This window comes from Pseudomonas vanderleydeniana (genome assembly GCF_014268755.2).
Classification (GTDB): domain Bacteria; phylum Pseudomonadota; class Gammaproteobacteria; order Pseudomonadales; family Pseudomonadaceae; genus Aquipseudomonas; species Aquipseudomonas vanderleydeniana.
On record NZ_CP077093.1, the window covers coordinates 1 to 26,033 of the forward strand.

Sequence of the window (26,033 nt, forward strand, 5' to 3'; positions counted from 1 at the left end):
ATGTCCCGACTCAATCCCCGGCAGCAAGAAGCCGTGAACTACGTCGGCGGCCCGCTTTTGGTGCTCGCCGGTGCTGGCTCCGGCAAGACCAGCGTGATCACCCGCAAGATCGCCCACCTGATCCAGAACTGCGGCATCCGGGCCCAGTACATCGTCGCCATGACCTTCACCAACAAGGCTGCGCGCGAGATGAAGGAGCGGGTCGGTACCCTGCTGCGCCCGGGCGAGGGCCGCGGCCTGACGGTGTCGACCTTCCACAACCTGGGCCTGAACATCATCCGCAAGGAACACGTGCGGCTGGGCTACAAGCCGGGCTTCTCGATCTTCGACGAGACCGACGTCAAGGCCCTGATGACCGACATCATGCAGAAGGAATACTCGGGCGACGACGGCGTCGACGAGATCAAGAACATGATCGGCGGCTGGAAGAACGACCTGATCCTGCCGGCCCAGGCCCTGGAAAACGCGCGCAACCCCAAGGAACAGACCGCCGCCATCGTCTATACCCACTACCAGCGCACGCTCAGGGCGTTCAACGCGGTGGACTTCGACGACCTGATCCTGCTGCCGGTGAAGCTGTTCGAGGACAACCCCGACATCCTCGAGAAGTGGCAGCATCGCGTGCGCTACCTGCTGGTGGACGAATACCAGGACACCAACGCCAGCCAGTACCTGCTGGTGAAGATGCTGATCGGCACGCGCAACCAGTTCACCGTGGTGGGCGACGACGACCAGTCGATCTACGCCTGGCGCGGCGCACGCCCGGAAAACCTGATGCTGCTCAAGGAAGACTACCCGTCCCTGAAAGTGGTCATGCTCGAGCAGAACTACCGCTCCACCAGCCGCATCCTGCGTTGTGCCAACGTGCTGATCTCGAACAACCCGCACGAGTTCGAGAAGCAGTTGTGGAGCGAGATGGGCCACGGCGACGAGATCCGTGTGATCCGCTGCCGCAACGAGGACGCCGAGGCCGAGCGGGTGGCCATGGAAATCCTCACCCTGCACCTGCGCACCAACCGCCCCTACAGCGACTTCGCCATCCTCTACCGGGGCAACTACCAGGCCAAGCTGATCGAGCTGAAGCTGCAGCACCACCAGGTTCCGTATCGGCTGTCGGGCGGCAACAGTTTCTTCGGTCGCCAGGAAGTGAAGGACCTGATGGCCTACTTCCGCCTGATCGTGAACCCCGACGACGACAACGCCTTCCTGCGGGTGATCAACGTACCGCGCCGGGAAATCGGCTCGACCACCCTGGAAAAACTCGGCAACTACGCCACCGAGCGCAAGATCTCGATGTACGCCGCCACCGACGAGATCGGCCTGGGCGAACACCTGGACAGCCGCTTCACCGAACGCCTGTCGCGCTTCAAGCGCTTCATGGACCGGGTGCGCGAGCAGTGCGCCGGCGAAGACCCGATCTCCGCGCTGCGCAGCATGGTCATGGACATCGACTACGAAAACTGGCTGCGCACCAACAGTTCCAGCGACAAGGCCGCCGACTACCGGATGAGCAACGTCTGGTTCCTGATCGAGGCACTGAAGAACACCCTGGAGAAGGACGAAGAGGGTGAGATGACCGTCGAGGACGCCATCGGCAAGCTGGTTCTGCGCGACATGCTCGAACGCCAGCAGGAAGAGGAAGAAGGCGCCGAGGGGGTGCAGATGATGACCCTGCACGCGTCCAAGGGACTGGAGTTCCCCTACGTGTTCATCATGGGCATGGAGGAGGAGATTCTCCCCCATCGCTCCAGCATCGAGGCCGACACCATCGAGGAAGAGCGGCGCCTGGCCTACGTCGGGATCACCCGTGCGCGCCAGACCCTGGCCTTCACCTTCGCCGCCAAGCGCAAGCAGTATGGCGAGGTGGTCGAGTGTGCACCGAGTCGCTTCCTCGACGAGCTGCCGCCGGACGACCTGGCCTGGGAAGGCAACGACGACACGCCGACCGAAGTGAAAGCCGTGCGCGGCAACTCGGCACTGGCGGATATACGAGCGATGCTAAAGCGCTAGAATTGACCCTTTTACCCCCGCCCCATCCTTCCTGTAGGAGCGGGGCTTGCCCGCGAAGCTTTTCTCCTCAAGGGCCCTTTCGCGGGCAAGCCACGGCTCCTACAGGTGGATCGGGTGATGGGACAACCACTATTATTTTTCAGCGCCAAAAGGCGCTATTCGAGGACGTTACGTGGAAGCACTGCATAAGAAAATTCGCGAAGAAGGCATCGTGCTTTCCGATCAGGTTCTGAAGGTCGACGCCTTCCTCAACCACCAGATCGACCCGCAACTGATGAAGCAGATCGGCGACGAGTTCGCCCGCCTGTTCGCCGACTCGGGCATCACCAAGATCGTCACCATCGAGGCTTCGGGCATCGCCCCGGCGGTGATGACCGGCCTGAACCTGGGCGTGCCGGTGATCTTCGCACGCAAGCACCAGTCCCTGACCCTGACCGAAAACCTGCTGTCGGCGACCGTGTATTCCTTCACCAAGCAGGTGGAGAACACCGTGGCAATCTCCCCGCGCCACCTGACCAGCAGCGACCGCGTACTGGTCATCGACGACTTCCTGGCCAACGGCAAGGCGTCCCAGGCGCTGATCTCGATCATCAAGCAGGCCGGCGCCACCGTGGCGGGCCTGGGCATCGTCATCGAGAAGTCGTTCCAGGGCGGCCGTGCCGAGCTGGACGCCCAGGGCTACCGGGTCGAATCCCTGGCCCGGGTCAAGTCGCTGGCCGGCGGCGTGGTCACCTTCATCGAGTAAGCCTGCCGGCTTCAGAAGCCCATCGCCCTCGAACCGTGCAGCGAACTGGACAACTTGAACAGTTCGCTGTCGTTCTTGATCCCCAGCTTGCGATAGGCCGACTGCTTCTGCGTGCTGATGGTATTGGCGCTGCGTGAAAACTTGGCGGCGATGCCATTGACCGACATGCCATCGAGAAAGCAGCGCAACACCTCACGTTCCCTCGGTGACAGCACCTCGCCCGACGCCCCCGTGCAGACAGGTTCGGCAGCGCTGGCCACCCGATGCACCTCGGTTTCCGAAACCGCCGCCACTTCCGCAGCCATCACCGGATTCAGATAAATCCGACCGCGCGCCACCGTGCGGATCGCCGACGCCAGTCCGTCCAGCCGCTCGCTCTTGCCGAAGAATCCCCAACTGCCCGCCCTGAGCGCCAGCGACACGGTGGCCGGCGTGTAGTGGGCCGACAGCACCAGCGGCCGGCAATCGGGATACCGCGTCCTCAGCGTACGAATCAGGTTGATCCCGTCGATCTCCCGCGGGCCGAGCATGAAATCGATGACCAGGATGTCCGGCTGCCGGGTCGCCAGCGCCGCCAGCAGTTCCCGGCTCGTGGCATAGGAGCCGATCACCTGCAGATCGGGTTCTTTCGACAACCACAGGACCGTACCTACCCGGATCAGCTCGTGATCGTCCAGCAGCATGACGGTGTAGGGACCAGGGAGTGCACTTGTCATGTTGTATTGACCTCCTGAAAAAAATACCGCGCTCACAGCCTGAGTCGTGGCGAATGCCTACAGAACTTTCAGGCTTATAGCACCCGATATGGGAAGCGCATTTCGAGAAATCTCGAAACTGCTGTGTTTCGAGTTATCTCGATGTTCCGTGGATTGGGCTTGCGCGACAGTGGCGTCCCGCATCCGGCAGGCCAATCCCCTTCCCTGAAGCCTGCCAGTGGGAAAACAACTGAAACCATTTCAAGGTAATGCCATGAAAATCTCCCAAGTTTCCGCCGCCGTTTCCCTGGCTCTCGCTGCCCTGGTCGCCTTGCCGGCCTCGGCCGCCAATGACGGCATCATCAACTTCAATGGCCTGGTACGGGACATCACCTGCACCATTGAAGGTGAAACACCGGGCGGTGGCACCGTGGTCAAGAACGTCGACCTGGGCGGTGTCTCCGCTTCCCGCCTGGCCAACGCCGGCGATCGTGCCAACCTCACCGGTTTCACTATCCGCGTCGGCGCCCCGGGCGAGACGACCTGCACCAACGGCCGCACGGCGATGGTCGCATTCGACCCGACCAGCCCGGCGATCGACGTCGCCACCGGCCGCCTGAACATCGACGACGGTGCCGACGCCGCCAGCAACGTGCAGGTCGAGGTGACCCAGCGCGACGGCACGCCGATTCATGTCTACAACGAAAAATCCGAGGGCGTGGTCATCGCCGACAACCAGGCGGTCATCCCGCTGGCCGCCCAGTACTACGCCACCGGTACGGCCGGAGAGGGCCTGGTCGCGACCCGCGTCGGCTTCATGGTCGAGTACGCCGACTGACGCCTCCCAGGGGACCCGCCGCCGCAGGGCGGGTCCGTTCCTCCTCCCGAGAGTTTTTCTTCAATGAACAACATGGCTCATCCGGGCAGGCTGCTCTGCGCCTTGCTGATGACATCGCTGAGTGCCCTTACCGCGCAGGCCGCCGTGGTCATCCACGGTGCCCGCGTGATCTACCCCGCTGACCAGCAGGAGGTGGTCGTACGCCTGGAGAACAAGGGAGACCGCCCGTCGCTGGTGCAGCTCTGGCTCGACAACGGCGACAAGTACGCGACCCCGGCCACCGCCCAGGCACCATTCACCGCATTGCCCCCGGTGATGCGCATCGAGCCCGGCCGACAGCAGGCCCCGCGCCTGCGCTACACCGGCGAACCCCTGCCCGACGATCGCGAAAGCCTGTTCTGGCTGAACGTGCTGGAAGTGCAGCCGAACGCCATCGATGCCGGCGACCGGAACCTGCTGGAGCTGTCGTTCCGCTCGCGCCTGCGGGTGTTCTTCAGGCCGCAGGGGCTGCCCTATCCGAAGGGCGCCGCGGCGCCAAAACTCAGCTGGAAGCTGGTTCCGCACTCCGGCGGACACGCCCTGGAAGTGCTCAACCCGACGCCGTACCACGTGTCCCTGGGTTCAGTGGAACTGGTCGGTGGCAACGGACGTTACCCCAAGGCCCCCAATCAGCAGGTCGACGACAGCCTGCTGCTGCCCTCCGGCGACATCAAGCGCTTCGTCCTGCCGACCCTGCGCACACTGCCCAGCGGCGCGTTGAAGGTCGAGTTCACCGCCGTCAGCGATCACGGCGCGCGTATCCGTCACAGCGTCGACATCACCTCCTGAAGCGGAGCCCGGCATGATCCTCCACAGATTCCAACGCAACCGCGGCACCGTGCAGCGACCGGCCCGGCTCGCCCTGCTCGCCCTGATGCTCGCAGGCAGCTTCACGGCCCAGGCCAGCGTGGTCATCACCGGTACCCGCGTGGTGTACCCGGCCAACCAGAAGGAAGTGACGGTTCGCTTCGAGAACAAGAACCCGAAACCGGCGCTGGTACAGGTCTGGCTGGACAGCGGCAATGAAGACGCGACCCCGGAAGAGGCCCGTGTGCCCTTTCTCGCCACCCCGCCGATCTTCCGCATGGAGCCGGGCCGGCAACAGGTGCTGCGCCTGTCCTACACCGGCGAGCCGCTGCCGACGAACCAGGAAAGCCTGTTCTGGCTGAACATGCTGGAAGTCCCCCCCAAGGTCCAGGCCAGCGAGCAGGAGAACCAGCTGCAGCTGGCCTTCCGGACCCGCATCAAGGTGTTCTTCCGACCGCAGGACCTGCCGCTGGAGCCCTCCCAGGCCGCCGGCAAGCTGCGCTGGGCGCTGGTCCATGACGCACAGGGCCGGGCACTGGAGGTGACCAATCCAACCCCCTATCACCTGAGCTTCGACTCGGTCGAACTGCTCACTGCCGGCCAACGGCATGCCAAGCAGAGCGGCCAGGCCGCAGCCGAAAACATGGTCAACCCACACGCCAGCAACCGCTTTGTCCTGCCGGGCCTGACCGCCGCGCCAGCCGCCGATGCGCAAGTCGAGTTCCAGACCATCGACGACTACGGAGCCCGGCACCTGCACAAGGTCCGGCTCGCCCCATGACCGGTTGAATGCCCGCCTGGCCCTGGCCAGGACTCCAGAACCCGAGATCGCCGCCTCCAGCCGCAACGCGTGACGTGTGCTGGTCGGGAGCGGCTTGCCCGAATTCGGCAACACACACTGTTTGGAAGCTTGACGATGAGACCCAAGAGATCGCCCGAGTCCATCGGGCCCCGTACCCGACCCTGCCACCTGGCCCGCGTCCTCCATGGCCTGTTGCTGCTGGGAAGCGGTAGCGCCCTGGCGGCGGACGAGGTCGAACGGGTGGAGTTCAACCCGGCATTCTTCCCCGGTGGCGAACAGATCGACATCTCACGCTTCAACGAGGGCAACGTGGTGCTGCCGGGCCAATACCGGGCCGACGTCACGCTGAACGGCAACTGGCTCGGCCGCCAGGAGCTGACCTTCGTCAGCGTCGACGGCCAGAGCAATGCCCAGCTGTGCCTGGAGCGCCCCTTGCTGCTGCGCCTGGGCATCGATATCGACCACGTGCCACAGAAGGCGGCCGAAGCCGGCGAGCCGGTCCCGCCGCCCCTGCCGGCGACGGCCTACTGCGGTCCCATCGCCACCTACATACCGGGGGCCAGCCTCGGCTTCGATGCCGGCGAGAGCCGCCTGGACCTGCTGGTACCGCAGCTCTACCTGTCACGCTCGGCCCGCGGCTACGTCAGCCCGGAATACTGGGACAAGGGCGTCAACGCCGCCTTCGTCCGCTACAGCGCCAACGGCTTCAGGAACAGCAACCAGGGTCGCGCCTCGTTCTCCAACTACCTGGGGCTGCACACCGGCCTCAACCTGGAAGGCTGGCACCTGCGCCACAACGGCGCCTACAGCAGCAACGAAGCCGGCAATCAATACCAGAGCAGCGCCACCTACGTGCAACGGGAGCTGGGTGGGTTGCAATCACAACTGATGGCCGGCGAGATCTACACCACCGGCGAGCTGTTCGACAGCATCCGCATGCGCGGCGCCACCCTGTCCACCGACGACCGCATGTTGCCCGACTCGCTGACCGGCTACGCGCCGATCGTTCGCGGCGTGGCCGAGACCAACGCGCGGGTCAGCGTGCGCCAGCGCGGCATCCTGCTGGATGAGGTCACGGTGGCGCCCGGCCCGTTCGTGCTCAACGACCTGTTCCCCACCGGCTACGGCGGCGATCTGGAAGTCACCGTGACCGAGGCCGACGGCCGCCAACGCCAGTTCATCGTTCCCTTCGCCTCCAACATCAACCTGCTGCGCCCCGGCTACAGCCGCTATGCCCTGAGCCTGGGCGAAATGGACGAACTGGGTATCGACAGCAAGCCCTGGTTGGCCCAGGGCACCTTCCAGTACGGCCTGAACAACCTGCTGACCGGCTATACCGGCATGCTCGCCTCCGAGGGCTACCACTCGCAGATGTTCGGTTCGGCACTGAATACGCCGGTGGGCGCGATCTCCTTCGACCTGACCACCTCCCAGGCCGAGATCCCGGGCTTCGGCAAACGCCGGGGACAGAGCCTGCAGGCCCGCTATAACAAGACCTTCGCCAGTACCGGGACCGACTTCGCCCTGGGCGCCTTCCGCTACTCCACCGACGGCTTCCTCACCGCCCGCGATACCGCGCAACTGCGCGAGCTGGCGCGCAGGGGCGGCGACCTGGATCGCGTCGGCCGCCTGCGTGAACGCCTGGATATCAGCCTCAACCAGAACCTGCAGCACGGCTCGCTGTTCCTCACCGGTTCGTCGCAGCACTACTGGAACCGCAAGGGCGGCGAGCTGAGCTTCACCGCCGGCTACAGCAGCACCTGGCAGCGCATGAACTACACCGTCAGCGCCCAGCGCAGCCGCGACCTGCTGAGCAACCGCAGCAGCAACCAGATCGACTTCACGTTCCACCTGCCCCTGGGCCATTCGGACCGCGCGCCCAACCTGTCGAGCACGCTGACCCACGGTGATCGCCAGAACAGCGCCCGGGCGGGCCTCAGCGGCACCCTCGGCGAGCACAACGAGTACAACTACGGCGCATCGCTCAGCCACGCCGACAACGGCGTCGGCAACAGCTTCAACGCCGACCTGCAATACCGCAGCCGCTATGCCCTCGCCTCCACCAGCCACAGTCAGGGAAGGGACTACCACGCGCAGTCGCTGAGCCTGTCCGGCGGCCTGGTGGCCCACGCCGACGGCGTGACCCTGACCCCGGAACTGGGCGACACCATCGGCCTGGTCAACGCCCCTGGAGCCAAGGGGGCCTGGGTCGGCAGCCACACCCAGGTCGACGGACAAGGCTACGCCGTGGTCCCGCACCTGACGCCCTACCGCCAGAACGTGATCGAGCTCGATCCCCGGGACATGTCCCATGACGTCGAGCTCAAGGCTGCTTCGCACAACGTCGCGCCCCGCGCCGGCTCGGTGGTGGTGATGAAGTACGAGACCAGCAGCGGCCGCGCCATGATGATCGAGGCCCGCCGCGACGACGAGTCCGCGCTGCCGTTCGGGGCCGATGTGTTCGATGAGGAAAACACCCACGTCGGCGTGGTCGGCCAGGGCGGCAAGGCCTTCGCCCGGGTGGCCCGCGATCGCGGCCAACTCATCGTCAAGTGGGGCAGCGCCAGCACCAGCCAGTGCCGGATCGACTACGACCTCGGCCCACCGGACAGCAGCGACAGTTCCCAGCACCTGCGTCAGATCGAGAGCCTGTGCCAGGCGATCGACACCCCGCACAACCAGACTTCGCGAGACCCACAATGAAAGGTTCGATCAGATCAATCACCTTGCTGGTGACCAGCCTGTCGCTGCCGACGCTAGCCCAGGCCGCCTGTGACTACTACCCCAACTTCCGCAATGCCGCGACCTTCCCCAGCACGATCACCGTACCGGCGAGCCTGCCGGTGGGCGGACTGATCGCCAAGGTCTCGCTCAGCAGGCCCTACCCCAGCGGTGAAAGCCGCTGTTCGCCCTCCTTCCCGTTCCAGGTGACCGGGCGCTATGCGGCTTCCGACCAGGTCGACCTCGGCCCCAGGCTCACGGGCTATCGAACCAACGTGCCAGGGGTTGCCGTGCTGATCCGCCAGCGAAGCCCCGAATTCCACCTGTTCAACTCCGTCAACCTCCACAGCTATTCCGGTACGGAGACCGGCCTGCCCTGGGTCATCATGCACACCATGGTGGAAATGGAGGCGCATTTCTACAAGATCGGAAACATCTCCGCGGGCACGGTCCCCTCCGGGAACCTGCGGCAGCATTTCTGGCAGGGTCGACTGATCAAGACCATCGCGCTCGACAACGCGGTGCAGTTCGTCGTCCAGTCGCCCACCTGCGACCTGGCCGCCGGCGACGTCAACCGCACCATCAACCTCGACAAGATCCAGCTCTCGAATTTCACCGGCAACTCGGCCGGCAAATACAACTTCGAGATCAGCGCCACCTGCAGCAATGCCTCCAGCGTGACCTTCCGCTTCTCCGGCACGCCGCACAGTGGCGACAACTATCGCTTCGCCAACACCGGCACGGCGCCCGGCGTCGGCCTGTGGCTGTACTCACGCATAGGTGGCGTCGAATCCACCATCCGCGCCAACGGAACCGACAGCGCCCGCACCGTCCCCACCAGCGCCAACCGGGCGGTCCTGCCGCTGGGTGCCGCCTACTGGAAAGTCGGCACCCCGGGCAAAGGCACACTCATCAGCACCGCGACCGTCAACATCACCTACAACTAAGCCCATAGAAGGACACCCGGAATGAAAACCCCTCTCCTGGCACTCCCCCTGCTGATCGCCGCCAGCCTGGCCACCGCCCAGGCCGCCACCAGCGGCACCCTGACCGTACGCGGACAGATCGACGGCGGTACCTGCAACCTCAGCACCATTGCCAACGTCACGCTGCCGCCGGTCAAGGTCAGCGATTTCGACTCCAGCACCTGGACGGGGCTCAGGGAGTTCAGCCTGGAGGCCAGCTGCGACTCGGATATCCGCAACGTCACGTTCATGTTCACCGGCACTCCGGCCAGCGGCTCCCCGACCTACTGGGCCAGCACCGGCACCGCCGGCGGCATCGCCTCGGTACTCCAGGCCCGCAACGGACCGAACTACAACATCCCGGCCAACGGCACCGCCGCCCAGCGCCAGCGCACCGTCGCGACCAGCGCCGGCAAGGCGACGCTGCCCATGGCGGCGCACTACATGAAGGTCGGCACGGTCTCCAAGGGCACCCTGGTGACCACCGCGACGGTGAGCATCACCTACCTCTGAAATGCCGGACCCGCTGCGTCAGGATGACGGCAGCCAGGTCGCCACCCCAGAAGGACGACATCCCATGAAAACCTACCTGCTACCCCTGGTGCTGATGGTCGCCACCCCCGTGGGGCAAGCGTCGGCAGAGCTCCTGAACCAGGACAACCTGCAGATCGAGGGCCTGGTCGAGGGCGGGACCTGCGACCTGGTCCCCGGTGACTACGAACGCCCGGTCACCCTGCCGCCGGCCAAGGTCAGCGACTTTGCCGGCAGCGAATCGACGGGACATCGCAGCTTCGAAATCAGCGCCCGCTGCGACTCGGACATCAGCAGCGTGACCTTCACCTTCGCCGGCACCCCGGTGCCCACCGATGGTGCGCGTTTCGCCAACACCGGCGATGCCCAGGGCGTCGGGTTGTGGCTGTACTCACGAGTGGGCGGCGTGCAACGGACCATCCGCGCCGACGGCAGCGACAGCGCCCGTACGCTGTCGCCCAGCGGCGGCCAGGCGGTGCTGCCACTGGGCGCGGCGTACTGGAAGACCGGTAGCGTGCGCGAAGGCACGCTGCTCAGCCTGGCCACCGTGGAAATCACCTACGACTGAAAGGATCGGGCCGTCGCCTGCAATCCCGCCAGCAGCAAGCGCTGGTACAGTTCCTCGCGCAGACCCTGGGGCTCGCTCAGCCCCATGCGTTGCAGGTGCGCGGGAAAGCTCGACGGCTCGGGAGCGTCCAGGGTCGCCTTGCCCAGCTCAAGCACTTCGCTGAGCTTGAAATGGCGCTTGAGCCAGTTCAGCGCCCGCAGCAGGTCGCGCTCCTCGGCCGTGAAGTCGCTGCCCAGCGGATACTCCACGAACAGCTGCGAATGGCGCTCGCGCAGCGCTTCCAGGCGCTGTGGCGTGTTGTCGGCAAAACGCGGATCGAGACGGAAATCCCGCGGTAGCTTGCCAGCCTTCTGCGCCTGTTCGATCAGCCCGGCCTGGAACCGCGAATCGCTGATGTTGAGCAGTGCCTCGATCACCAGTGCATCGCGCTTGCCGCGCAGGTCGGCGATGCCGTACTCGGTCACCACGATGTCGCGCAGGTGGCGGGGAATGGTGCAGTGGCCGTATTCCCAGACGATATTGGAACTGACCTCGCCACCGGACTCACGCCAGCTGCGCAGGATCAGCACCGAACGGGCGCCTTCCAGTGCATGGCCCTGGGCGACGAAGTTGTACTGTCCGCCCACGCCGCTGAGCACCCGGCCGTCCTCGAGCTGGTCGGCCACCCCGGCGCCGAGCAGGGTCACGGTGAAGGCACTGTTGATGAACCGCGCATCCTGGCGCTGCAGGCGCTTGAGCGTCTCGTTGCCGTACAGTTCATTGATGTAGCTGATGGCGCTCATGTTGAACTCGGCCAGCCGCTGCGCGGGCAATTCCCGCAAGCGCTGGTAGAAACTCCGCGGGCCCAGGAAGAAGCCACCGTGCACCACCACCCCGCCCGCCTCCTCAGGCTGCCCGGCAATGGCCCGGCGCTGAGCGTCGAGGTCGGCATGGACGCGACGCCGGACGATCCCCGCATCGGCCAGCACCAACAGGCCGTTGACGAACATCTCGCTGCACCCGTAGAGGCCGTTGGCAAAGGGGTCGGTGCCCCCTTCACGCTCGATCAGCGCCTGCCACGGGTGCATGTCCAGGTCGGCCAGCAACGCACGATAGCCGTCGTTGTCGGCATGCCGGGACAACAGCGCCGCGGTCAGCGCATCACCCATCGAGCCGATGCCGATCTGCAGGGTGCCGCCATCGCGTACCAGGGTGCTGGCGTGCAGGCCGATGAAGTGGTCCTGGCAACCGACCGGCATGTTCGGCGTGGAGAACAGCGTGCTGCGCTCGGGCTCGTCGATCAGCAGGTCGAAGGCCTCGCGGTCGATTTCCGCATCGCCCGGCATGTAGGGCAACTCGCTGTGCACCTGGCCCAGCAGCAGGATGGTTTCGCCGGCGGCCCGGCGCCTGGCGATCATTGGCAGCAGGTCGAGGGTGATGTCCGGGTTGCAGCTCAGGCTCAGGCGATCCGGCCGCCGCTCGTGCGCGGCGACCAATTGGGCCACCAGGTTGAGGCCGGCGGCGTTGATATCGCGGGCGGCATGGCTGTAGTTGCTGCTGACGTAGTCCTGCTGGGCAGCGCTGCTGTGCAGCAGGCTGCCGGGTTGCAGGAAGAACTGCTCGACGCGGATATTCGGCGGCAGGCTGTCATGGCGCAGGGCAGCGAGAAAATCCAGCTCCGGGTAGTCGCCGAACACCCGCTCGACGAAGGGCTCGAGAAAGCGCCGCTGCAGGCCATCACCGAGGGGCGGGCGGCCCAGGCTCAGCGCGGTGTAGATCGTCAGTTGCCGCTGCGGTAGCTGGCTGACCCGCCGGTACAGCGCATTGACGAAACGATTGGGCTTGCCCAGGCCCAGCGGCAGGCCCATGTGGATATGCGCCGGCAAGCGCGCCAGCACGTCGTCGACCGCCTGTTCGATGGAACACGTCAGTGTCATCCGGCCTTCCTCGGTTGTCCCTGGATGGAGGTTGGACCGAGCTTGCCGGGCGTTTGCTGCACCTGCCAATCGAAAATTCCGGAAAGCAGGCACGAAAAAGCCGCTCGAAAGCGGCTTTTTCCGGGAAGACTCGCTGGCTTACAGGCCGGACATCTTCTTGATCGCACCCTTGAGCTCTTCATCCGAGCAATCGGCGCAGGTGCCTTTGGGTGGCATCGAGTTGATACCGGTGATGGCCTTGGCGAGGATGCCGTCGAGACCACCCTGGTGATCGGCACGGTCCTTCCAGGCTGCGGTGTCACCGATTTTCGGCGCGCCCAGCAGGCCGGAGCCATGGCAGGCGTTGCAGTGCTTGGCGATCACCTCGTCAGGCGTCTTCGCACCACCGCCGCCGCCGGCGGAGGCCGCCACCTCCATCCCCTTGCACTCCTGGCCCTGTACGCAGACCTGGCCGACCGGCTCCAGGCGCTTGGCAATGTCGTCGTTCGTCGTAGCTTGAGCGCTGGCCGCCCATAGGGCCAGTACGGTTGCTGGTGCAGCCAGCATTTTCATAATTAGGTTCACGCGTTCACCCTCAATGGTGGCTAATCACGCCGCGACCACGGTTTCGCGGGCGGGCGTGAGTATAGCGGTAAGACCGCTACTGCGAAACAACCCCTAGAGTTACAAGGGTATTGCCCGCGACGCGGGTCCGTACTGCCGGGCGCCCTGAAATCCCTGACCTGGCGCCCCTGGCCATCAGAAGTTGGCCGGTGTCGCTGCGCTGATTAGTCGCGCCGGGGCATCGAACGGATTACGGAAGCGATGCGGCTTGGTACTTTCGAAATAGTAGCTGTCCCCCGCCTCGAGGACGAATGTTTCCAGGCCGACCACCAGTTCCAGCCGACCTTCGAGCAGGATGCCGGTCTCCTCGCCCTCGTGGGTGAGCATTTCCTCGCCGGTGTCGGCGCCGGGCGGGTAGATTTCGTTGAGAAAGGCGATGGCGCGGCTCGGGTGGGCGCGACCGACCAGCTTCATGGTCACCGCACCGTCGGAGATATCGATCAGCTCATGGGCCTTGTAGACGATCTGCGTCGGCGTCTCCTGGAGGATCTCTTCGGAAAAGAACTCGACCATCGACATGGGAATGCCGCCAAGCACCTTGCGCAACGAGCTGATCGAGGGGCTGACGCTGTTCTTCTCGATCATCGAAATGGTGCTATTGGTGACGCCCGCACGCTTGGCGAGTTCACGCTGAGACAGACCTTTCATTTTGCGGATGGATTGCAGTCGTTCACCGACGTCCAATGCGGCAGCCCCCCAGGGATTCAGGCGATGTTGTAATTGAGCGATATCATGGCATAGCGTTCAGTATTTACAACACTTGGACCCGAATCCGCCTGGGCAAAATCCCCAACGGTCGTGCGTGCCGCCCGCTATTGCCCGGTGTAGAGCCTTGGGACCCGGCGCAGGTTGCAGAAGATCTGGTACGGAATGGTTTCAGCCCGGGTCGCCACGTCGCTGGCCAGGATGTTCCTGCCCCACAGTTCCACCGGCGAACCCAGCCCGGCCTGGGGGATGTCCGTGAGGTCGACGCAGAGCATGTCCATCGACACCCGCCCCAGCAGCTGGCTGCGCTGGCCGGCCACCAGCACCGGCGTACCGGTCGGGGCGTGGCGCGGGTAGCCATCGGCATACCCCATGGCGACCACCCCGAGGCGCATCGGCTTGGGCGTGATGAACCTGGCGCCATAGCCCACCGGCTCGCCGGCCGGCAGTTCGCGCACGCTGATGATTTTCGATTCGAGGGTCATGACCGGCTGCATGCGTGCCGCGACCGGATGCTCGGCATCGAACGGGGTGGCGCCGTAGAGCAGGATGCCCGGGCGGACCCAGTCACTGGGAATACGCGGCCAGCCGAGCAGCGCCGGCGAGTTGCGCAGGCTGACCTCGGCGGCCAGGCCCTGACGGGCCGCCTCGAACACCGCGACCTGCTCTTCGCTGCGCTGGCAGTCCAGCTCGTCGGCACGGGCGAAGTGGCTCATCAGTACGATTTTCGCCACCTTGCCGGTCGCCAGCAGGCGACGATAGGCCGCCTGGTAGTCGTCCGGATGCAGGCCGACGCGGTGCATCCCGGTGTCCAGCTTCAGCCAGACAGTGATCGGTGTAGCGATGGCCGCACGCTCGATCGCTTCCAACTGCCACAGCGAGTGCACCACGCACCAGAGATCGTGCTCGACGATCAGCGGCAGCTCATCGGCTTCGAAAAAGCCTTCGAGCAGCAGGATCGGCCCGCGAATGCCCGCGGCCCGCAGTTCCAGCGCTTCCTCGATGCAGGCCACGGCAAAACCGTCGGCCTCGGCTTCCAGTGCCTGGGCGCAAGACACCGCACCGTGTCCATAGGCATCGGCCTTGATCACGGCAAGGGCGCGGGCACCCGCAACTTCGCGGGCCAACCGGTAATTGTGGCGCAGGGCTTGGAGATCGATCAGGGCACGGGCAGGACGCATGGCGGCAAACTTCTAGGCAGTCGGTTGGCAATAAAAAAACCGGCATGACGAACGGGGGACCAAAAGTCATGCCGGGAGAGGGATCTTGCGTTAAGGCAGCGCCGCCACAACGGACAGCTCTACCAGGATTTCCGGTTCGCAGAGCTTGGCCTCGACCGTGGCGCGGGCCGGGGCGACGCCCTTGGGCAGCCACTTGTCCCAGACCGCGTTCATGCCGGCGAAATCGGCATCGATGTCCTTCAGGTAGATCGTCACCGACAGCAGGCGGGTCTTGTCGGTACCGGCCAGGTCCAGCAGGCGCTCGATATTGGCCAGGGTTTCACGGGTCTGTTTCTCGATCCCGCCACTCAGGTCGTCACCCACCTGGCCGGCCAGGTAAACGGTACCGCCGTGAACAACGATCTGGCTCATGCGCTCATTGGTGAGCTGGCGCTGGATTGCCATGTCTTGCAGTCTCCTGATGGTTGCCATAACGGGAAATATCGAGGCCTTCGGCACTGATCTGCGGCTTTTTCTTGGCCATCAGGTCCGCCAGCAGGCGACCGGAACCACAGGCCATGGTCCAGCCGAGCGTACCGTGACCGGTGTTCAGGAACAGGTTGCGCAACGGCGTGGCGCCCACGATCGGGGTGCCGTCGGGGGTGGTCGGACGCAGGCCGGTCCAGAAACTGGCCGACGGCAGGTCACCGCCCTGAGGATAAAGATCGTTGACGATCATCTCCAGTGTTTCACGCCGACGTGGGTTCAGCGACAGGTCAAAACCGGCGATTTCCGCCATGCCGCCGACACGGATGCGGTTGTCGAACCGGGTGATCGCGACCTTGTAGGTCTCGTCGAGAATGGTCGAGGTCGGTGCCATCGCCGGGTTGGTGATCGGCACGGTCAGCGAGTAACCCTTGAGCGGATAGACCGGTGCCTTGATCCCCAGCGGCTTGAGCAGTTGTGGCGAATAGCTGCCCAGGGCCAGTACGTAGCGGTCGGCGGTTTCCAGCTTGCCGTCGATCCACACGCCATTGATCCGGTCGCCGGCATGGTCCAGGCGCTGGATGTCCTGGCCGAAGCGGAACTCCACACCCAGCTTGACGGCCATTTCGGCCAGGCGGGTGGTGAACATCTGGCAGTCGCCGGTCTGGTCATTCGGCAGGCGCAACGCCCCGGCGAGGATGTCGGTGACGTTGGCCAGGGCCGGCTCGACCCGGGCAATGCCGGCACGGTCGAGCAGTTCGAAAGGCACGCCGGACTCCTTGAGCACGGCGATGTCCTTCGCCGCACCGTCCAGCTGGGCCTGGGTGCGGAACAGCTGGGTGGTGCCCAGGGTGCGGCCTTCATAGGTGATGCCGGTTTCGGCACGCAGTTCGTCGAGGCAGTCGCGGCTGTACTCGGACAGGCGAACCATGCGCTCCTTGTTCACGGCATAGCGGCTGGCAGTACAGTTGCGCAGCATCTGCGCCATCCACAGGTATTGGTCGACATCGGCGGTGGCCTTGATCGCCAGCGGCGCGTGGCGCTGCAGCAGCCACTTGATGGCCTTGAGCGGCACGCCCGGAGCGGCCCATGGCGAGGCATAGCCCGGCGAAACCTGGCCGGCGTTGGCGAAGCTGGTTTCCATCGCGACGGCTGGCTGACGGTCGACCACTACCACCTCGAAGCCGGCCCGGGCCAGATAATAAGCGCTGGTGGTGCCGATGACGCCACTGCCCAAGACCAGAACTCGCATGTTGATGCCCCTCAATGGCGGCCAGCCGCCGATGTTTATTGTTCAAACGAAGATGCGCGCAGTGTAGAAAACAATAGCCAGTGCTTTTCACTATATAAGCGCCTATATTTGGCGAGAATTCTCGGCAAAATGGCTTTTTACGGAGGCGCATCCCCTATGCGGACCAACCACCAGAGCAAACGCGAGCTGGACAAGATCGACCGCAACATCCTGCGGATCCTGCAGACGGACGCGCGTATTTCGTTCACCGAGCTGGGCGAAAAGGTCGGGCTGTCCACCACGCCCTGCACGGAGCGGGTGCGCCGGCTGGAGCGCGAAGGGATCATCATGAGCTACAACGCCCGGCTCAATCCGCAGCACCTGAAGGGCAGCCTGCTGGTGTTCGTCGAGATCAGCCTCGACTACAAGTCCGGCGACACCTTCGAGGAGTTTCGCCGCGCGGTGCTCAAGCTGCCGCATGTGCTGGAATGCCACCTGGTGTCGGGCGACTTCGACTACCTGGTCAAGGCACGGATTTCCGAGATGGCGTCCTATCGCAAGCTGCTGGGCGACATCCTGCTCAAGCTGCCGCACGTGCGCGAGTCGAAGAGCTATATCGTGATGGAAGAAGTGAAGGAGAGCCTGAACCTGCCGATCCCCGACTGATCCTGTCGAGGGTTTCGGCTGGAGGAAAATATGACCACTGTAGAAGCCTAACTGTGGGAACCGGATTCATCCGCGAAGCTTTTGGCAGTCTCAAGGGCCTCTTCGCGGATAAATCCGGCTCCCACAGACCTCCCCGGTGAACAGTCGGACACAGGTTCTGTGGCGGGACTACACCAGCACCTGCCGGGTACTGGCGATGTAGTCATGAACCTGCTTCTCGATCCGCGGATGAATCATCTCCACCGGGCGCCGGCCATTGGGGCACGGCAGGCTCGGCGTGGTGCCGAACAGTCGGCAGATCAGCGGCCGCTCGTCATACACCGTGCAGCCGTTCGGCCCCAGGTGCACGCAGTTGAGTTCGTTCAGCGCCGCTTCCTGCTCGGCAGCAGTCTTGCGTGGCAGACGGGCCATTTCTTCCGATGAGGTGGTCACCGGCCCGCAACAGTCATGACAACCCGGCACGCATTCGAAGGACGGGATCTGCTGCCGCAGAAAGCGGATTTTCTGGCTGTTGCAGCTCATCGCGGTCGTTACCAAGGGCCTGGGAAAACCCGGATTCTGCCTGAAAAGCCCTGCCCCAGACAGCACCGCCGGTAGCGCGGTTGCCCGTACGCAAAGGTCCGGCTTATCCTCCTGCGTCAAATTTTCCAAACACGACCATCAGGATCACCCACATGAACGCCCCTGCCCGGCATACCGCTTCCTACTACGCCGCCAGCAGCCGCCCACAGCCCGAGTACCCACGACTGCAGGGCGAGTTGCAGGCCGATGTCTGCGTGGTCGGCGGCGGTTTCTCCGGGCTGAACACCGCCATCGAGCTGGCCGAGCGCGGCCTGAGCGTGGTCCTGCTCGAAGCCCGCAAGATCGGCTGGGGCGCCAGCGGGCGCAACGGCGGGCAGCTGATTCGAGGCGTCGGCCATGGCCTGGAGCAGTTCAGCGACATCATCGGCCAGGACGGTGTGCACCAGTTGAAACTGCTGGGACTGGAAGCGGTGGAAATCGTCCGCCGCCGCATCGAGCGGTTCCAGATCGACTGCGACCTGACCTGGGGCTACTGCGACCTGGCGAACAAACCCCGCGAGCTGGAGGGCTTCGCCGAGGATGCCGAGGAACTGCGGCAGCTGGGCTATCGCCACGAGACCCGCCTGCTGCAGGCCCACGAAATGCACAGCGTGGTCGGCTCCGACCGTTATGTCGGCGGCCTCATCGACATGGGCTCGGGGCACCTGCACCCACTGAACCTGGCGCTCGGCGAAGCGGCCGCGGCCGAGCAACTGGGCGTGAAACTGTTCGAACAGTCCGCCGTCACCCGCATCGACTACGGCGCGCAGGTGCGGGTCCATACGGCCCAGGGCTCGGTACGCGCCAAAACCCTGGTGCTGGCGTGCAACGCCTACATCAACGGACTCAACGATGAACTGGGCGGCAAGGTACTGCCCGCCGGCAGCTACATCATCGCCACCGAGCCGCTGAGCGAGGAACAGGCCCGCTCGGTACTGCCGCGCAACATGGCGGTCTGCGACCAGCGGGTGGCGCTGGACTACTACCGGCTATCGGCCGACCGCCGCCTGCTGTTCGGGGGGGCCTGCCACTACTCCGGCCGCGACCCGCAGGACATCGCCGCCTACATGCGGCCCAAGATGCTCAAGGTATTCCCGCAGCTGGCCGGGGCGAAGATCGACTACCAGTGGGGCGGGATGATCGGCATCGGCGCCAACCGCCTGCCGCAGATCGGCCGCCTGAAAGACCAGCCCAACGTCTACTACGCCCAGGCCTACGCCGGCCACGGCCTCAACGCCACCCACCTGGCCGGCCAGCTGCTGGGCGAAGCCATCAGCGGCCAGCACAGCAACGGCTTCGACCTGTTCGCCCGGGTCCCGCACATCACCTTCCCGGGCGGCCGCTACCTGCGTTCACCCCTGCTGGCGCTGGGCATGCTCTGGCATCGTCTCAAGGAATTGGGTTAATCCCTCCAGAAGGGTTTCAACCCTTCGGCCAAGGCCTCGCTGCGCGTCAGGCCGACATCGCGCAACTCGTCGGGCGTGAGTTCGAGCAGCATCCTGCGGGTACGCAGGCGATGCCAGAACAGGCCCATCCGACCCAGCTCGGGAGCACGCGGGACCGCGGTGGAAACCGCCCCCGCCCGCTCCTGCTCGGTCAGCAGTTCCTGAGCCCGCAAAACCAGACGCACATCGCTCAAGCCGTTCATTGCCACTGCTCCTTCGTTACTCGGTTGCCATGAGCAGCAAGGATCGCCTTTCGCGCAAAACCATTACAGATTCAAACAACCTGTATTATTTCCATACAGATAACGCGAAATCGCCACTGAATCCTCTATTTTCTGGCAATCTGTACCGGTATCCCGTTCGCCTCCTGATCGAGCAGCCGCCATGAGCCTCTACGTAAACCTTGCCGAATTGTTGGGAACCCGCATAGAACAAGGCTTCTACCGCCCCGGCGATCGCCTGCCTTCTGTACGGGCATTGAGCGTCGAGCATGGTGTCAGCCTGAGCACGGTGCAGCAGGCCTATCGGTTGCTGGAGGACAACGGCCTGGCGCTGCCCAAGCCCAAGTCCGGCTATTTCGTGCCGACCAGCCGGGAATTGCCGGCGCTTCCGGTGGCGGGGCGCCCGGCGCAACGGCCCGTGGAAATCTCCCAGTGGGACCAGGTGCTGGAACTGATTCGAGCGGTACCGCGCAAGGACACCGTACAGTTGGGGCGCGGCATCCCCGACATCGGCAGCCCGACCATGAAGCCGCTGCTGCGCAGCCTGGCGCAGATCAGCCGCCGCCAGGACCTGCCAGGCCTGGCCTACGACAACATCTACGGCAACCTCGGGCTGCGCGAGCAGATCGCCCGGCTGATGCTCGATTCCGGCTGCCACCTCGGCGCCCAGGACCTGGTGGTCACCACCGGCTGTCATGAAGCGCTGTCGGCGAGCATCCGCGCCACCTGCGACCATGGCGATATCGTCGCGGTGGACTCGCCCAGCTTCCACGGCGCCATGCAGACCCTCAAGGGGCTGGGCATGAAAGCCCTGGAGATTCCTACCGACCCGCTGACCGGCATCAGCCTCGATGCCCTCGAGCTGGCCCTGGAGCAGTGGCCGATCAAGGCCATACAGTTGACGCCCAACTGCAACAACCCGCTGGGCTACATCATGCCGGAGTCGCGCAAGCGCGCCCTGCTGCAACTGGCCCAGCGCTTCGACGTGGCGATCATCGAGGATGATGTGTATGGCGAACTGTCCTACACCTACCCACGGCCACGGACCATCAAGTCCTTCGACGATGACGGCCGGGTGCTGCTCTGCAGTTCGTTCTCCAAGACCCTCGCCCCCGGTCTGCGGGTCGGCTGGGTCGCGCCCGGCCGCTACCTGGAGCGCGTGCTGCACATGAAATACATCAGCACCGGCGCCAGCGCCCCACAGCCGCAACTGGCGGTCGCCGACTTCCTGCGCAACGGCCATTTCGAACCGCACCTGCGGCGGATGCGCACCCAGTACCAGCGCAACCGCGACCTGATGCTCGACTGGGTCAGCCGCTACTTCCCCGCCGGCACCCGGGCCAGCCGCCCCCAGGGCAGCTTCATGCTGTGGGTCGAGCTGCCGGACGGCTTCGACACCCAGCGACTCAACCGTGCCCTGGTCGACCAGGGCGTCCAGGTCGCGGTGGGCAGCATCTTCTCGGCCTCGGGCAAGTACCGCAATTGCCTGCGGATGAACTACGCTGCCAAGCCAACGGCGCAGATCGAGGAAGCGGTGCGCAAGGTCGGGGCGACAGCAACCCGCCTGCTCGAAGAAGATTCGTGCAGCAACGATTGACCTTTATCGGCCGGACAGCGTCCATATCCCGACACTGACCAGACTCGACTTGGGGCGACCGCGCTTGAAACCCTGTTTGCTGTTGCTTGCCCTGCTGCTGGGCGGATGCGCCTCACTGGACACTCCCCGGGTTCCCAGCCAGGCCCTGCCCGCCGCGAACTCGGCCTTCGGTCGCGACCTCCAGGCCCAGGCCGCGGCCTACCAGGGCCGCTCGGGCTTTCGCCTGTTGCCCAACGGTGGCGAAGCGTTCCGGGCCCGCGCCGAGTTGATCCGCAATGCCCGGACCAGCCTCGACCTGCAGTACTACATCGTCCATGACGGCCTGAGCACCCGGCTGCTGGTGGACGAACTGCTCAAGGCCGCCGACCGCGGCGTGCGGGTGCGCATCCTGCTGGACGACACCACCAGCGACGGCCTCGACGACATCATCGCCACCCTGGCCGCCCACCCGCATATCCAGATCCGCCTGTTCAACCCGCTGGACCTGGGCCGCAGCACCCTCGCCACGCGCACCCTCGGCCGCCTGTTCAACCTGAACCTGCAGCACCGGCGCATGCACAACAAGCTGTGGCTGGCCGACAACAGCGCAGCCATCGTCGGCGGACGTAACCTCGGCGACGAGTACTTCGGCGCCCAGCAGGACCTGAACTTCACCGACATCGACATGCTCAGCGTCGGGCCGGTGGCCGAACAACTCGGCCACAGTTTCGACCAGTACTGGAACAGTGCCCTGAGCAAGCCGATCGGCGAGTTCCTTTCGCGCCAGCCGACCGCCAGCGACCTGGCCGAGACCCGCGAACGCCTGGTGCGCTCGCTCATCGCCTGGCGCCAGCGCAATGCCGCGCTGTACCAGCGCCTGGCCGACTACCAGTACCACCCCAGGATGGACACCTGGCGCCGTGAACTGATCTGGGCCTGGAACCAGGCGCTGTGGGATTCGCCGAGCAAGGTGCTGGCCCAGGACGAACCCGATCCGCGCCTGCTGCTGACCACCCAGCTGTCACCGGTGCTGACCAGCGTCCACAGCGAACTGATGATGATTTCCGCGTACTTCGTCCCCGGCCAGCCCGGGCTGGTGTACCTGACCGGACGGGCCGATGCCGGGGTTTCGGTCAGCCTGCTGACCAACTCGCTGGAAGCCACCGACGTGCCGGCCGTGCATGGCGGCTACGCACCCTATCGCAAGGCGTTGCTGGAGCACGGGGTGAAACTGTATGAACTGCGGCGCCAGCCCGGCGACCGGAGCGGCAGCGGGCCGCACCTGTTCCACAGCGGCTCGTCCAAGGGTTCGGACTCCAGCCTGCACAGCAAGGCGATGATCTTCGACCGGCAGAAGGCCTTTATCGGCTCGTTCAATTTCGACCCGCGCTCGGTGCTGTGGAACACCGAAGTCGGGGTACTGGTGGACAGCCCGGAGCTGGCCGAGCACGTGCGCACCCTGGCCCTGCAGGGCATGGCCCCGGCGCTGAGCTACGAGCCGCGCCTGGAGGCCGGCGAACTGGTGTGGGTCACCGAAGACAACGGCCAGATCCATGTCCTGCACCGCGAGCCCGGCAGCTGGTGGCGCCGGATCAATGCCTGGCTGACCAAGCGTGTCGGGCTGGAGCGCATGCTCTAGGCCGCCACCGGGTCCGCCCGGCCGAACGCCCCCTGGCGGAACACCAGGATCACCAGGCCCAGGGCCCCCACCGCCATGAACAGCGGCAGGGCATGCCCACTGACCCACTGGCTGCCGGCCCCCGCCGCCAAAGGCCCGATCAGGCAACCGATGCCCCACAGCTGGGCCACGTGAGCATTGGCGCGAACCAGCGCATCATCGCGATAACGCTCGCCGATGAGAATCAGCGACAGCGTGAACAAGCCGCCCGCACTCGCGCCGAACAGCACCCACAGCGGCCAGATCAGCAGGGTGTCGATCAACAGCGGCACCGCCAGGCTCGACAGCATCAGCGCCACCGCACAGCCGATGAACATCGCCCGCCGCGATATGCGGTCGGCCAACGCACCGATCGGCAGTTGCAGCAACGCGTCGCCGACCACCACGGTGCTGACCATCGCCAGGGCGATGTCCGCCGTGAAGCCCTGGCGCAGGCAGTACACCGGCAGCAGGGTGAGGATCATTGCCTCGAACGCGGCGAACAGCGAGATGGCCCAGGCGATCGCCGGCAGGTTGCGACAGAAGCCCAGCAGGTCCATCAGCGTCACCCGCCCGGACTCCGCACTCGGCGCCCCGCTACGCCCCAACAGGAGGAACGGCGAGGTCACCAGCAACGCTACGCCGACCCAGAAGCCATAGTCATGCTCGGTCCCCACCGCCGCCAACAGCAGCGGCCCGGCCAGTTGGCTCAACGCGTAGCTGCTGCCGTAGAGCGCCACCAGGCGACCACGCCATTGCTCGACCACCAGTTGGTTGATCCAACTTTCACCGAGGATGAACACGATGGTCAGGATCACCCCGATCATCAGGCGCAGCACCAGCCACACCGGGTAGCTCGGCAGCAGCGCCAGCAAACCGATGGAAAAGGCCCCGGCCCACAGGCACGAGGCCATCAGCCGGGCCGTACCCACACGCGCCGCCAGCCGGCTGGACAGGCTGGCACCCACCAGCACACCGATGGCCGGCATCGCCGCCATGACACCGATGGCGAACGAGCCATAACCCCAGCTTTCCAGGCGCAGCGATACCAGCGGCATGCTCACCCCCAGTGCCAGGCCGACACTGAGGACCGAAGCCAGGACGGCGAAATAGGTCGCCCAACGCATTTCCACGCTCCTGTGGATAATTCTGCTAGAGACAACACAACCGGACCTCCTTGCGAAGAGTCCGGCTGTGTCTTCCGATAGACCGATGCCCAGTGTGGCAACGGCTTGTGGTGGCGAGCGGGCTTGCCCGCGCTCGACTGCGAAGCCGTCGCACAACAGGTCAGCGCGATCTGCCTCGCACACCGTGAACACTCGTTTTAGGGCCGCTATGCGGCCCGGCGCGGGCAAGCCCGCTCGCCACAGGGCCGCTTGCGACTTACAGCTTGATCCAGGTCGCCTTCAGCTCGGTGTACTTGTCGAACGCGTGCAGCGACTTGTCACGGCCGTTGCCCGACTGCTTGAAGCCACCGAACGGCGCAGTCATGTCGCCGCCGTCGTACTGGTTGACCCACACGCTGCCGGCCCGCAGGGCCTTGGCGGTCAGGTGCGCCTTGGAGATATTCGAGGTCCAGACCGCGGCGGCCAGGCCATACGGCGTATCGTTGGCGATCTGGATGGCCTGCTCGACGGTGTCGAAGGTAAGCACCGAGAGCACCGGACCGAAGATCTCTTCCTGGGCAATCTTCATCGCGTTGGTCACACCGTCGAAAATCGTCGGCTCGACATAGGTCCCACCGGTTTCCTGCAGGGTACGCTTGCCGCCGATCACCAGCTTGGCACCATCGGCATGCCCGGCGTCGATGTAGGACAGCACGGTGTTCATCTGCTGGGTATCCACCAAGGCCCCGACGTTGGTCTCCGGATCCAGCGGGTTGCCCGGTTTCCAGCCCTTGAGGGCCTCGACCACCAGCGGCAGGAAGGTGTCCTTGATCGAGCGCTCGACCAGCAGGCGCGAACCGGCGGTGCACACTTCGCCCTGGTTGAAGGCGATCGCGCTGGCGGCAGCCTCGGCGGCGGCCTGCAGGTCCGGCGCGTCGGCAAAGACGATGTTCGGGCTCTTGCCGCCGGCCTCGAGCCAGACGCGCTTCATGTTCGACTCGCCGGAATAGACCAGCAGTTGCTTGGCGATCTTGGTCGAACCGGTGAACACCAGGGTGTCGACATCCATGTGCAGGGCCAGGGCCTTGCCAACGGTGTGGCCGTAGCCAGGCAGCACGTTCAGCACGCCGGCCGGGATGCCGGCCTCGACGGCGAGGGCGGCGATGCGGATGGCGGTCAGCGGGGATTTTTCCGAAGGTTTGAGGATCACCGAGTTACCGGTGGCCAGGGCCGGGCCGAGTTTCCAGCAGGCCATCAGCAGCGGGAAGTTCCACGGCACGATAGCCCCGACCACGCCAACCGGCTCGCGGGTCACCAGGCCCAGTTGGTCATGGGGGGTTGCGGCGACTTCATCGTAGAGCTTGTCGATGGCCTCGCCGCTCCAGCTCAGCGCCTGGGCTGCGCCCGGCACGTCGATGAACAGCGAGTCGGTGATCGGCTTGCCCATGTCGAGGGTTTCGAGCAGGGCCAGCTCCTCGGCATTGGTTTTCAGCAGCGCGGCAAAGCGGATCATCGTCGCCTTGCGCTTGGCCGGGGCCAGGCGCGACCAGATACCGGAGTCGAAGGTGGCACGGGCATTTTCCACCGCGCGCTGGGCGTCGGCGCTATCGCAGCTGGCAACCTGGGCCAGCAGCCGGCCATCGACCGGGCTGATGCATTCGAAAGTCTGGTTCGAAACGGCGGCGGTGTATTCGCCGTTGATATAGGCGCGGCCTTCAATCTTCAGCTCACGGGCGCGTTGTTCCCAGTCAGCACGAGTCAGGGTGGTCATGCGAGTGTCCTCCTCTTATTGAAATAGAAGCGCCACGCGCTCTCGCGCCAGCACCGTCGAGAATCCTGTTCGATAGCCCGTTTTTCGGGCCCACGACACCCACCACCCTAAACCAGCGGCCCCTGAACTTTCAATATATTTGACAGCAGCTGGCCAAACGCCGTTGCCATGTTCATTTTAATAAACATAGACTCGGAGCTTTCGAGCA

Annotated in this window: 24 protein-coding genes; 13 read left to right on the plus strand and 11 right to left on the minus strand. The window is 65.0% G+C overall.

The window, feature by feature from the left end:
• On the plus strand, positions 1-2,010 hold the full coding sequence (rep, locus tag HU752_RS00005) for a DNA helicase Rep (protein WP_186687612.1): 2,010 nt from the start codon (positions 1-3) through the stop codon (positions 2,008-2,010).
• Positions 2,011-2,182: 172 nt separating this feature from the next.
• Positions 2,183-2,755 (plus strand): xanthine phosphoribosyltransferase, encoded by a 573-nt coding sequence (locus HU752_RS00010; RefSeq protein WP_186687615.1) that lies wholly within the window; start codon positions 2,183-2,185, stop codon positions 2,753-2,755.
• A gap of 11 nt (positions 2,756-2,766) precedes the next feature.
• On the opposite strand, the gene HU752_RS00015 is transcribed toward HU752_RS00010, so the two are convergent.
• Positions 2,767-3,438, minus strand: a complete 672-nt coding sequence (locus HU752_RS00015; RefSeq protein WP_186687733.1) for a response regulator — start codon at positions 3,436-3,438, stop codon at positions 2,767-2,769.
• Between the two features lie 286 nt (positions 3,439-3,724).
• On the opposite strand from HU752_RS00015, the gene HU752_RS00020 reads away from it, so the two are divergent.
• From HU752_RS00020 to HU752_RS00050, 7 genes are all read left to right on the plus strand, one after another.
• Positions 3,725-4,288, plus strand: coding sequence for a fimbrial protein (locus HU752_RS00020; RefSeq protein WP_186687618.1), 564 nt, complete (start codon positions 3,725-3,727; stop codon positions 4,286-4,288).
• 63 nt (positions 4,289-4,351) lie between these two features.
• Complete coding sequence (locus tag HU752_RS00025; protein WP_186687621.1) at positions 4,352-5,116, plus strand: fimbria/pilus periplasmic chaperone; 765 nt, start codon at positions 4,352-4,354, stop codon at positions 5,114-5,116.
• A 13-nt stretch (positions 5,117-5,129) separates the two neighbouring features.
• Positions 5,130-5,915, plus strand: a complete 786-nt coding sequence (locus tag HU752_RS00030) for a fimbria/pilus periplasmic chaperone (protein WP_186687624.1) — start codon at positions 5,130-5,132, stop codon at positions 5,913-5,915.
• A gap of 135 nt (positions 5,916-6,050) precedes the next feature.
• Entirely contained in the window at positions 6,051-8,639 is a 2,589-nt protein-coding gene (locus tag HU752_RS00035) for a fimbria/pilus outer membrane usher protein (RefSeq protein WP_186687628.1), read from the plus strand.
• Positions 8,636-9,604 (plus strand): fimbrial protein, encoded by a 969-nt coding sequence (locus HU752_RS00040; protein WP_186687631.1) that lies wholly within the window; start codon positions 8,636-8,638, stop codon positions 9,602-9,604. The genes HU752_RS00035 and HU752_RS00040 overlap by 4 nt, the downstream gene beginning before the upstream one ends.
• A gap of 21 nt (positions 9,605-9,625) precedes the next feature.
• Entirely contained in the window at positions 9,626-10,135 is a 510-nt protein-coding gene (locus HU752_RS00045; RefSeq protein WP_186687633.1) for a fimbrial protein, read from the plus strand.
• 64 nt (positions 10,136-10,199) lie between these two features.
• On the plus strand, positions 10,200-10,721 hold the full coding sequence (locus tag HU752_RS00050) for a fimbrial protein (protein WP_186687635.1): 522 nt from the start codon (positions 10,200-10,202) through the stop codon (positions 10,719-10,721).
• On the opposite strand, the gene HU752_RS00055 is transcribed toward HU752_RS00050, so the two are convergent.
• The 6 genes from HU752_RS00055 to dadA all read right to left on the minus strand — a co-directional run bounded on the left by HU752_RS00055 (position 10,712) and on the right by dadA (position 16,843).
• Entirely contained in the window at positions 10,712-12,637 is a 1,926-nt protein-coding gene (locus HU752_RS00055) for an acetyl-CoA hydrolase/transferase C-terminal domain-containing protein (RefSeq protein ID WP_186687639.1), read from the minus strand. The genes HU752_RS00050 and HU752_RS00055 overlap by 10 nt on opposite strands.
• Positions 12,638-12,775: 138 nt before the next feature.
• Positions 12,776-13,189 carry a c-type cytochrome gene (locus HU752_RS00060; protein ID WP_186687641.1) on the minus strand — a complete coding sequence of 138 codons (414 nt, stop codon included), beginning with the start codon at positions 13,187-13,189 and terminating at the stop codon, positions 12,776-12,778.
• 186 nt (positions 13,190-13,375) lie between these two features.
• The gene (locus HU752_RS00065; protein ID WP_186687643.1) at positions 13,376-13,924 is read right to left on the minus strand and encodes a cupin domain-containing protein; all 549 of its coding nucleotides are present in this window, start codon (positions 13,922-13,924) and stop codon (positions 13,376-13,378) included.
• A 128-nt stretch (positions 13,925-14,052) separates the two neighbouring features.
• Positions 14,053-15,126 carry an alanine racemase gene (gene alr / locus HU752_RS00070; protein WP_186687645.1) on the minus strand — a complete coding sequence of 358 codons (1,074 nt, stop codon included), beginning with the start codon at positions 15,124-15,126 and terminating at the stop codon, positions 14,053-14,055.
• 90 nt (positions 15,127-15,216) lie between these two features.
• Positions 15,217-15,570, minus strand: coding sequence for a RidA family protein (locus HU752_RS00075; protein WP_186687647.1), 354 nt, complete (start codon positions 15,568-15,570; stop codon positions 15,217-15,219).
• Positions 15,542-16,843, minus strand: a complete 1,302-nt coding sequence (dadA, locus tag HU752_RS00080) for a D-amino acid dehydrogenase (RefSeq protein WP_186687649.1) — start codon at positions 16,841-16,843, stop codon at positions 15,542-15,544. Before dadA ends, HU752_RS00075 begins: the two co-directional genes overlap by 29 nt.
• Before the next feature lie 156 nt (positions 16,844-16,999).
• Between dadA and HU752_RS00085 the strand changes: the two genes are divergently transcribed.
• On the plus strand, positions 17,000-17,488 hold the full coding sequence (locus HU752_RS00085) for an Lrp/AsnC ligand binding domain-containing protein (protein ID WP_054058367.1): 489 nt from the start codon (positions 17,000-17,002) through the stop codon (positions 17,486-17,488).
• Between the two features lie 168 nt (positions 17,489-17,656).
• Here HU752_RS00085 and HU752_RS00090 read toward each other — a convergent pair whose 3' ends face one another.
• The gene (locus tag HU752_RS00090; protein ID WP_010447925.1) at positions 17,657-18,010 is read right to left on the minus strand and encodes a YkgJ family cysteine cluster protein; all 354 of its coding nucleotides are present in this window, start codon (positions 18,008-18,010) and stop codon (positions 17,657-17,659) included.
• 152 nt (positions 18,011-18,162) lie between these two features.
• On the opposite strand from HU752_RS00090, the gene HU752_RS00095 reads away from it, so the two are divergent.
• Positions 18,163-19,455: an NAD(P)/FAD-dependent oxidoreductase gene (locus HU752_RS00095; RefSeq protein ID WP_186687651.1), complete on the plus strand. Its 1,293-nt coding sequence runs from the start codon at positions 18,163-18,165 to the stop codon at positions 19,453-19,455.
• Here HU752_RS00095 and HU752_RS00100 read toward each other — a convergent pair.
• The gene (locus tag HU752_RS00100) at positions 19,452-19,697 is read right to left on the minus strand and encodes a DUF1127 domain-containing protein (protein ID WP_186687653.1); all 246 of its coding nucleotides are present in this window, start codon (positions 19,695-19,697) and stop codon (positions 19,452-19,454) included. The genes HU752_RS00095 and HU752_RS00100 overlap by 4 nt on opposite strands.
• 181 nt (positions 19,698-19,878) lie before the next feature.
• Between HU752_RS00100 and HU752_RS00105 the strand changes: the two genes are divergently transcribed.
• Together HU752_RS00105 and HU752_RS00110 are read left to right on the plus strand one after the other, a co-directional pair.
• Entirely contained in the window at positions 19,879-21,312 is a 1,434-nt protein-coding gene (locus HU752_RS00105) for an aminotransferase-like domain-containing protein (protein WP_186687655.1), read from the plus strand.
• A gap of 64 nt (positions 21,313-21,376) precedes the next feature.
• Positions 21,377-22,930, plus strand: coding sequence for a phospholipase D family protein (locus tag HU752_RS00110; RefSeq protein WP_437182316.1), 1,554 nt, complete (start codon positions 21,377-21,379; stop codon positions 22,928-22,930).
• On the opposite strand, the gene HU752_RS00115 is transcribed toward HU752_RS00110, so the two are convergent.
• The gene (locus tag HU752_RS00115) at positions 22,927-24,075 is read right to left on the minus strand and encodes an MFS transporter (RefSeq protein ID WP_186687660.1); all 1,149 of its coding nucleotides are present in this window, start codon (positions 24,073-24,075) and stop codon (positions 22,927-22,929) included. The genes HU752_RS00110 and HU752_RS00115 overlap by 4 nt on opposite strands.
• Positions 24,076-24,331: 256 nt before the next feature.
• Positions 24,332-25,825 (minus strand): aldehyde dehydrogenase, encoded by a 1,494-nt coding sequence (locus tag HU752_RS00120; protein WP_186687663.1) that lies wholly within the window; start codon positions 25,823-25,825, stop codon positions 24,332-24,334.
• Positions 25,826-26,033: the final 208 nt, after the last annotated feature.

Coding starts and splice junctions, on each gene's coding strand:
- rep (WP_186687612.1), top strand. CDS start 1: ATGTCCCGACTCAATCCCCGGCAGCAAGAAGCCGTGAACTACGTCGGC.
- HU752_RS00015 (WP_186687733.1), bottom strand. CDS start 3,438: ATGCTGCTGGACGATCACGAGCTGATCCGGGTAGGTACGGTCCTGTGG.
- HU752_RS00020 (WP_186687618.1), top strand. CDS start 3,725: ATGAAAATCTCCCAAGTTTCCGCCGCCGTTTCCCTGGCTCTCGCTGCC.
- HU752_RS00025 (WP_186687621.1), top strand. CDS start 4,352: ATGAACAACATGGCTCATCCGGGCAGGCTGCTCTGCGCCTTGCTGATG.
- HU752_RS00030 (WP_186687624.1), top strand. CDS start 5,130: ATGATCCTCCACAGATTCCAACGCAACCGCGGCACCGTGCAGCGACCG.
- HU752_RS00035 (WP_186687628.1), top strand. CDS start 6,051: ATGAGACCCAAGAGATCGCCCGAGTCCATCGGGCCCCGTACCCGACCC.
- HU752_RS00040 (WP_186687631.1), top strand. CDS start 8,636: ATGAAAGGTTCGATCAGATCAATCACCTTGCTGGTGACCAGCCTGTCG.
- HU752_RS00045 (WP_186687633.1), top strand. CDS start 9,626: ATGAAAACCCCTCTCCTGGCACTCCCCCTGCTGATCGCCGCCAGCCTG.
- HU752_RS00050 (WP_186687635.1), top strand. CDS start 10,200: ATGAAAACCTACCTGCTACCCCTGGTGCTGATGGTCGCCACCCCCGTG.
- HU752_RS00055 (WP_186687639.1), bottom strand. CDS start 12,637: ATGACACTGACGTGTTCCATCGAACAGGCGGTCGACGACGTGCTGGCG.
- HU752_RS00060 (WP_186687641.1), bottom strand. CDS start 13,189: ATGAAAATGCTGGCTGCACCAGCAACCGTACTGGCCCTATGGGCGGCC.
- alr (WP_186687645.1), bottom strand. CDS start 15,126: ATGCGTCCTGCCCGTGCCCTGATCGATCTCCAAGCCCTGCGCCACAAT.
- HU752_RS00075 (WP_186687647.1), bottom strand. CDS start 15,570: ATGGCAATCCAGCGCCAGCTCACCAATGAGCGCATGAGCCAGATCGTT.
- dadA (WP_186687649.1), bottom strand. CDS start 16,843: ATGCGAGTTCTGGTCTTGGGCAGTGGCGTCATCGGCACCACCAGCGCT.
- HU752_RS00085 (WP_054058367.1), top strand. CDS start 17,000: ATGCGGACCAACCACCAGAGCAAACGCGAGCTGGACAAGATCGACCGC.
- HU752_RS00090 (WP_010447925.1), bottom strand. CDS start 18,010: ATGAGCTGCAACAGCCAGAAAATCCGCTTTCTGCGGCAGCAGATCCCG.
- HU752_RS00095 (WP_186687651.1), top strand. CDS start 18,163: ATGAACGCCCCTGCCCGGCATACCGCTTCCTACTACGCCGCCAGCAGC.
- HU752_RS00100 (WP_186687653.1), bottom strand. CDS start 19,697: ATGAACGGCTTGAGCGATGTGCGTCTGGTTTTGCGGGCTCAGGAACTG.
- HU752_RS00105 (WP_186687655.1), top strand. CDS start 19,879: ATGAGCCTCTACGTAAACCTTGCCGAATTGTTGGGAACCCGCATAGAA.
- HU752_RS00115 (WP_186687660.1), bottom strand. CDS start 24,075: ATGCGTTGGGCGACCTATTTCGCCGTCCTGGCTTCGGTCCTCAGTGTC.
- HU752_RS00120 (WP_186687663.1), bottom strand. CDS start 25,825: ATGACCACCCTGACTCGTGCTGACTGGGAACAACGCGCCCGTGAGCTG.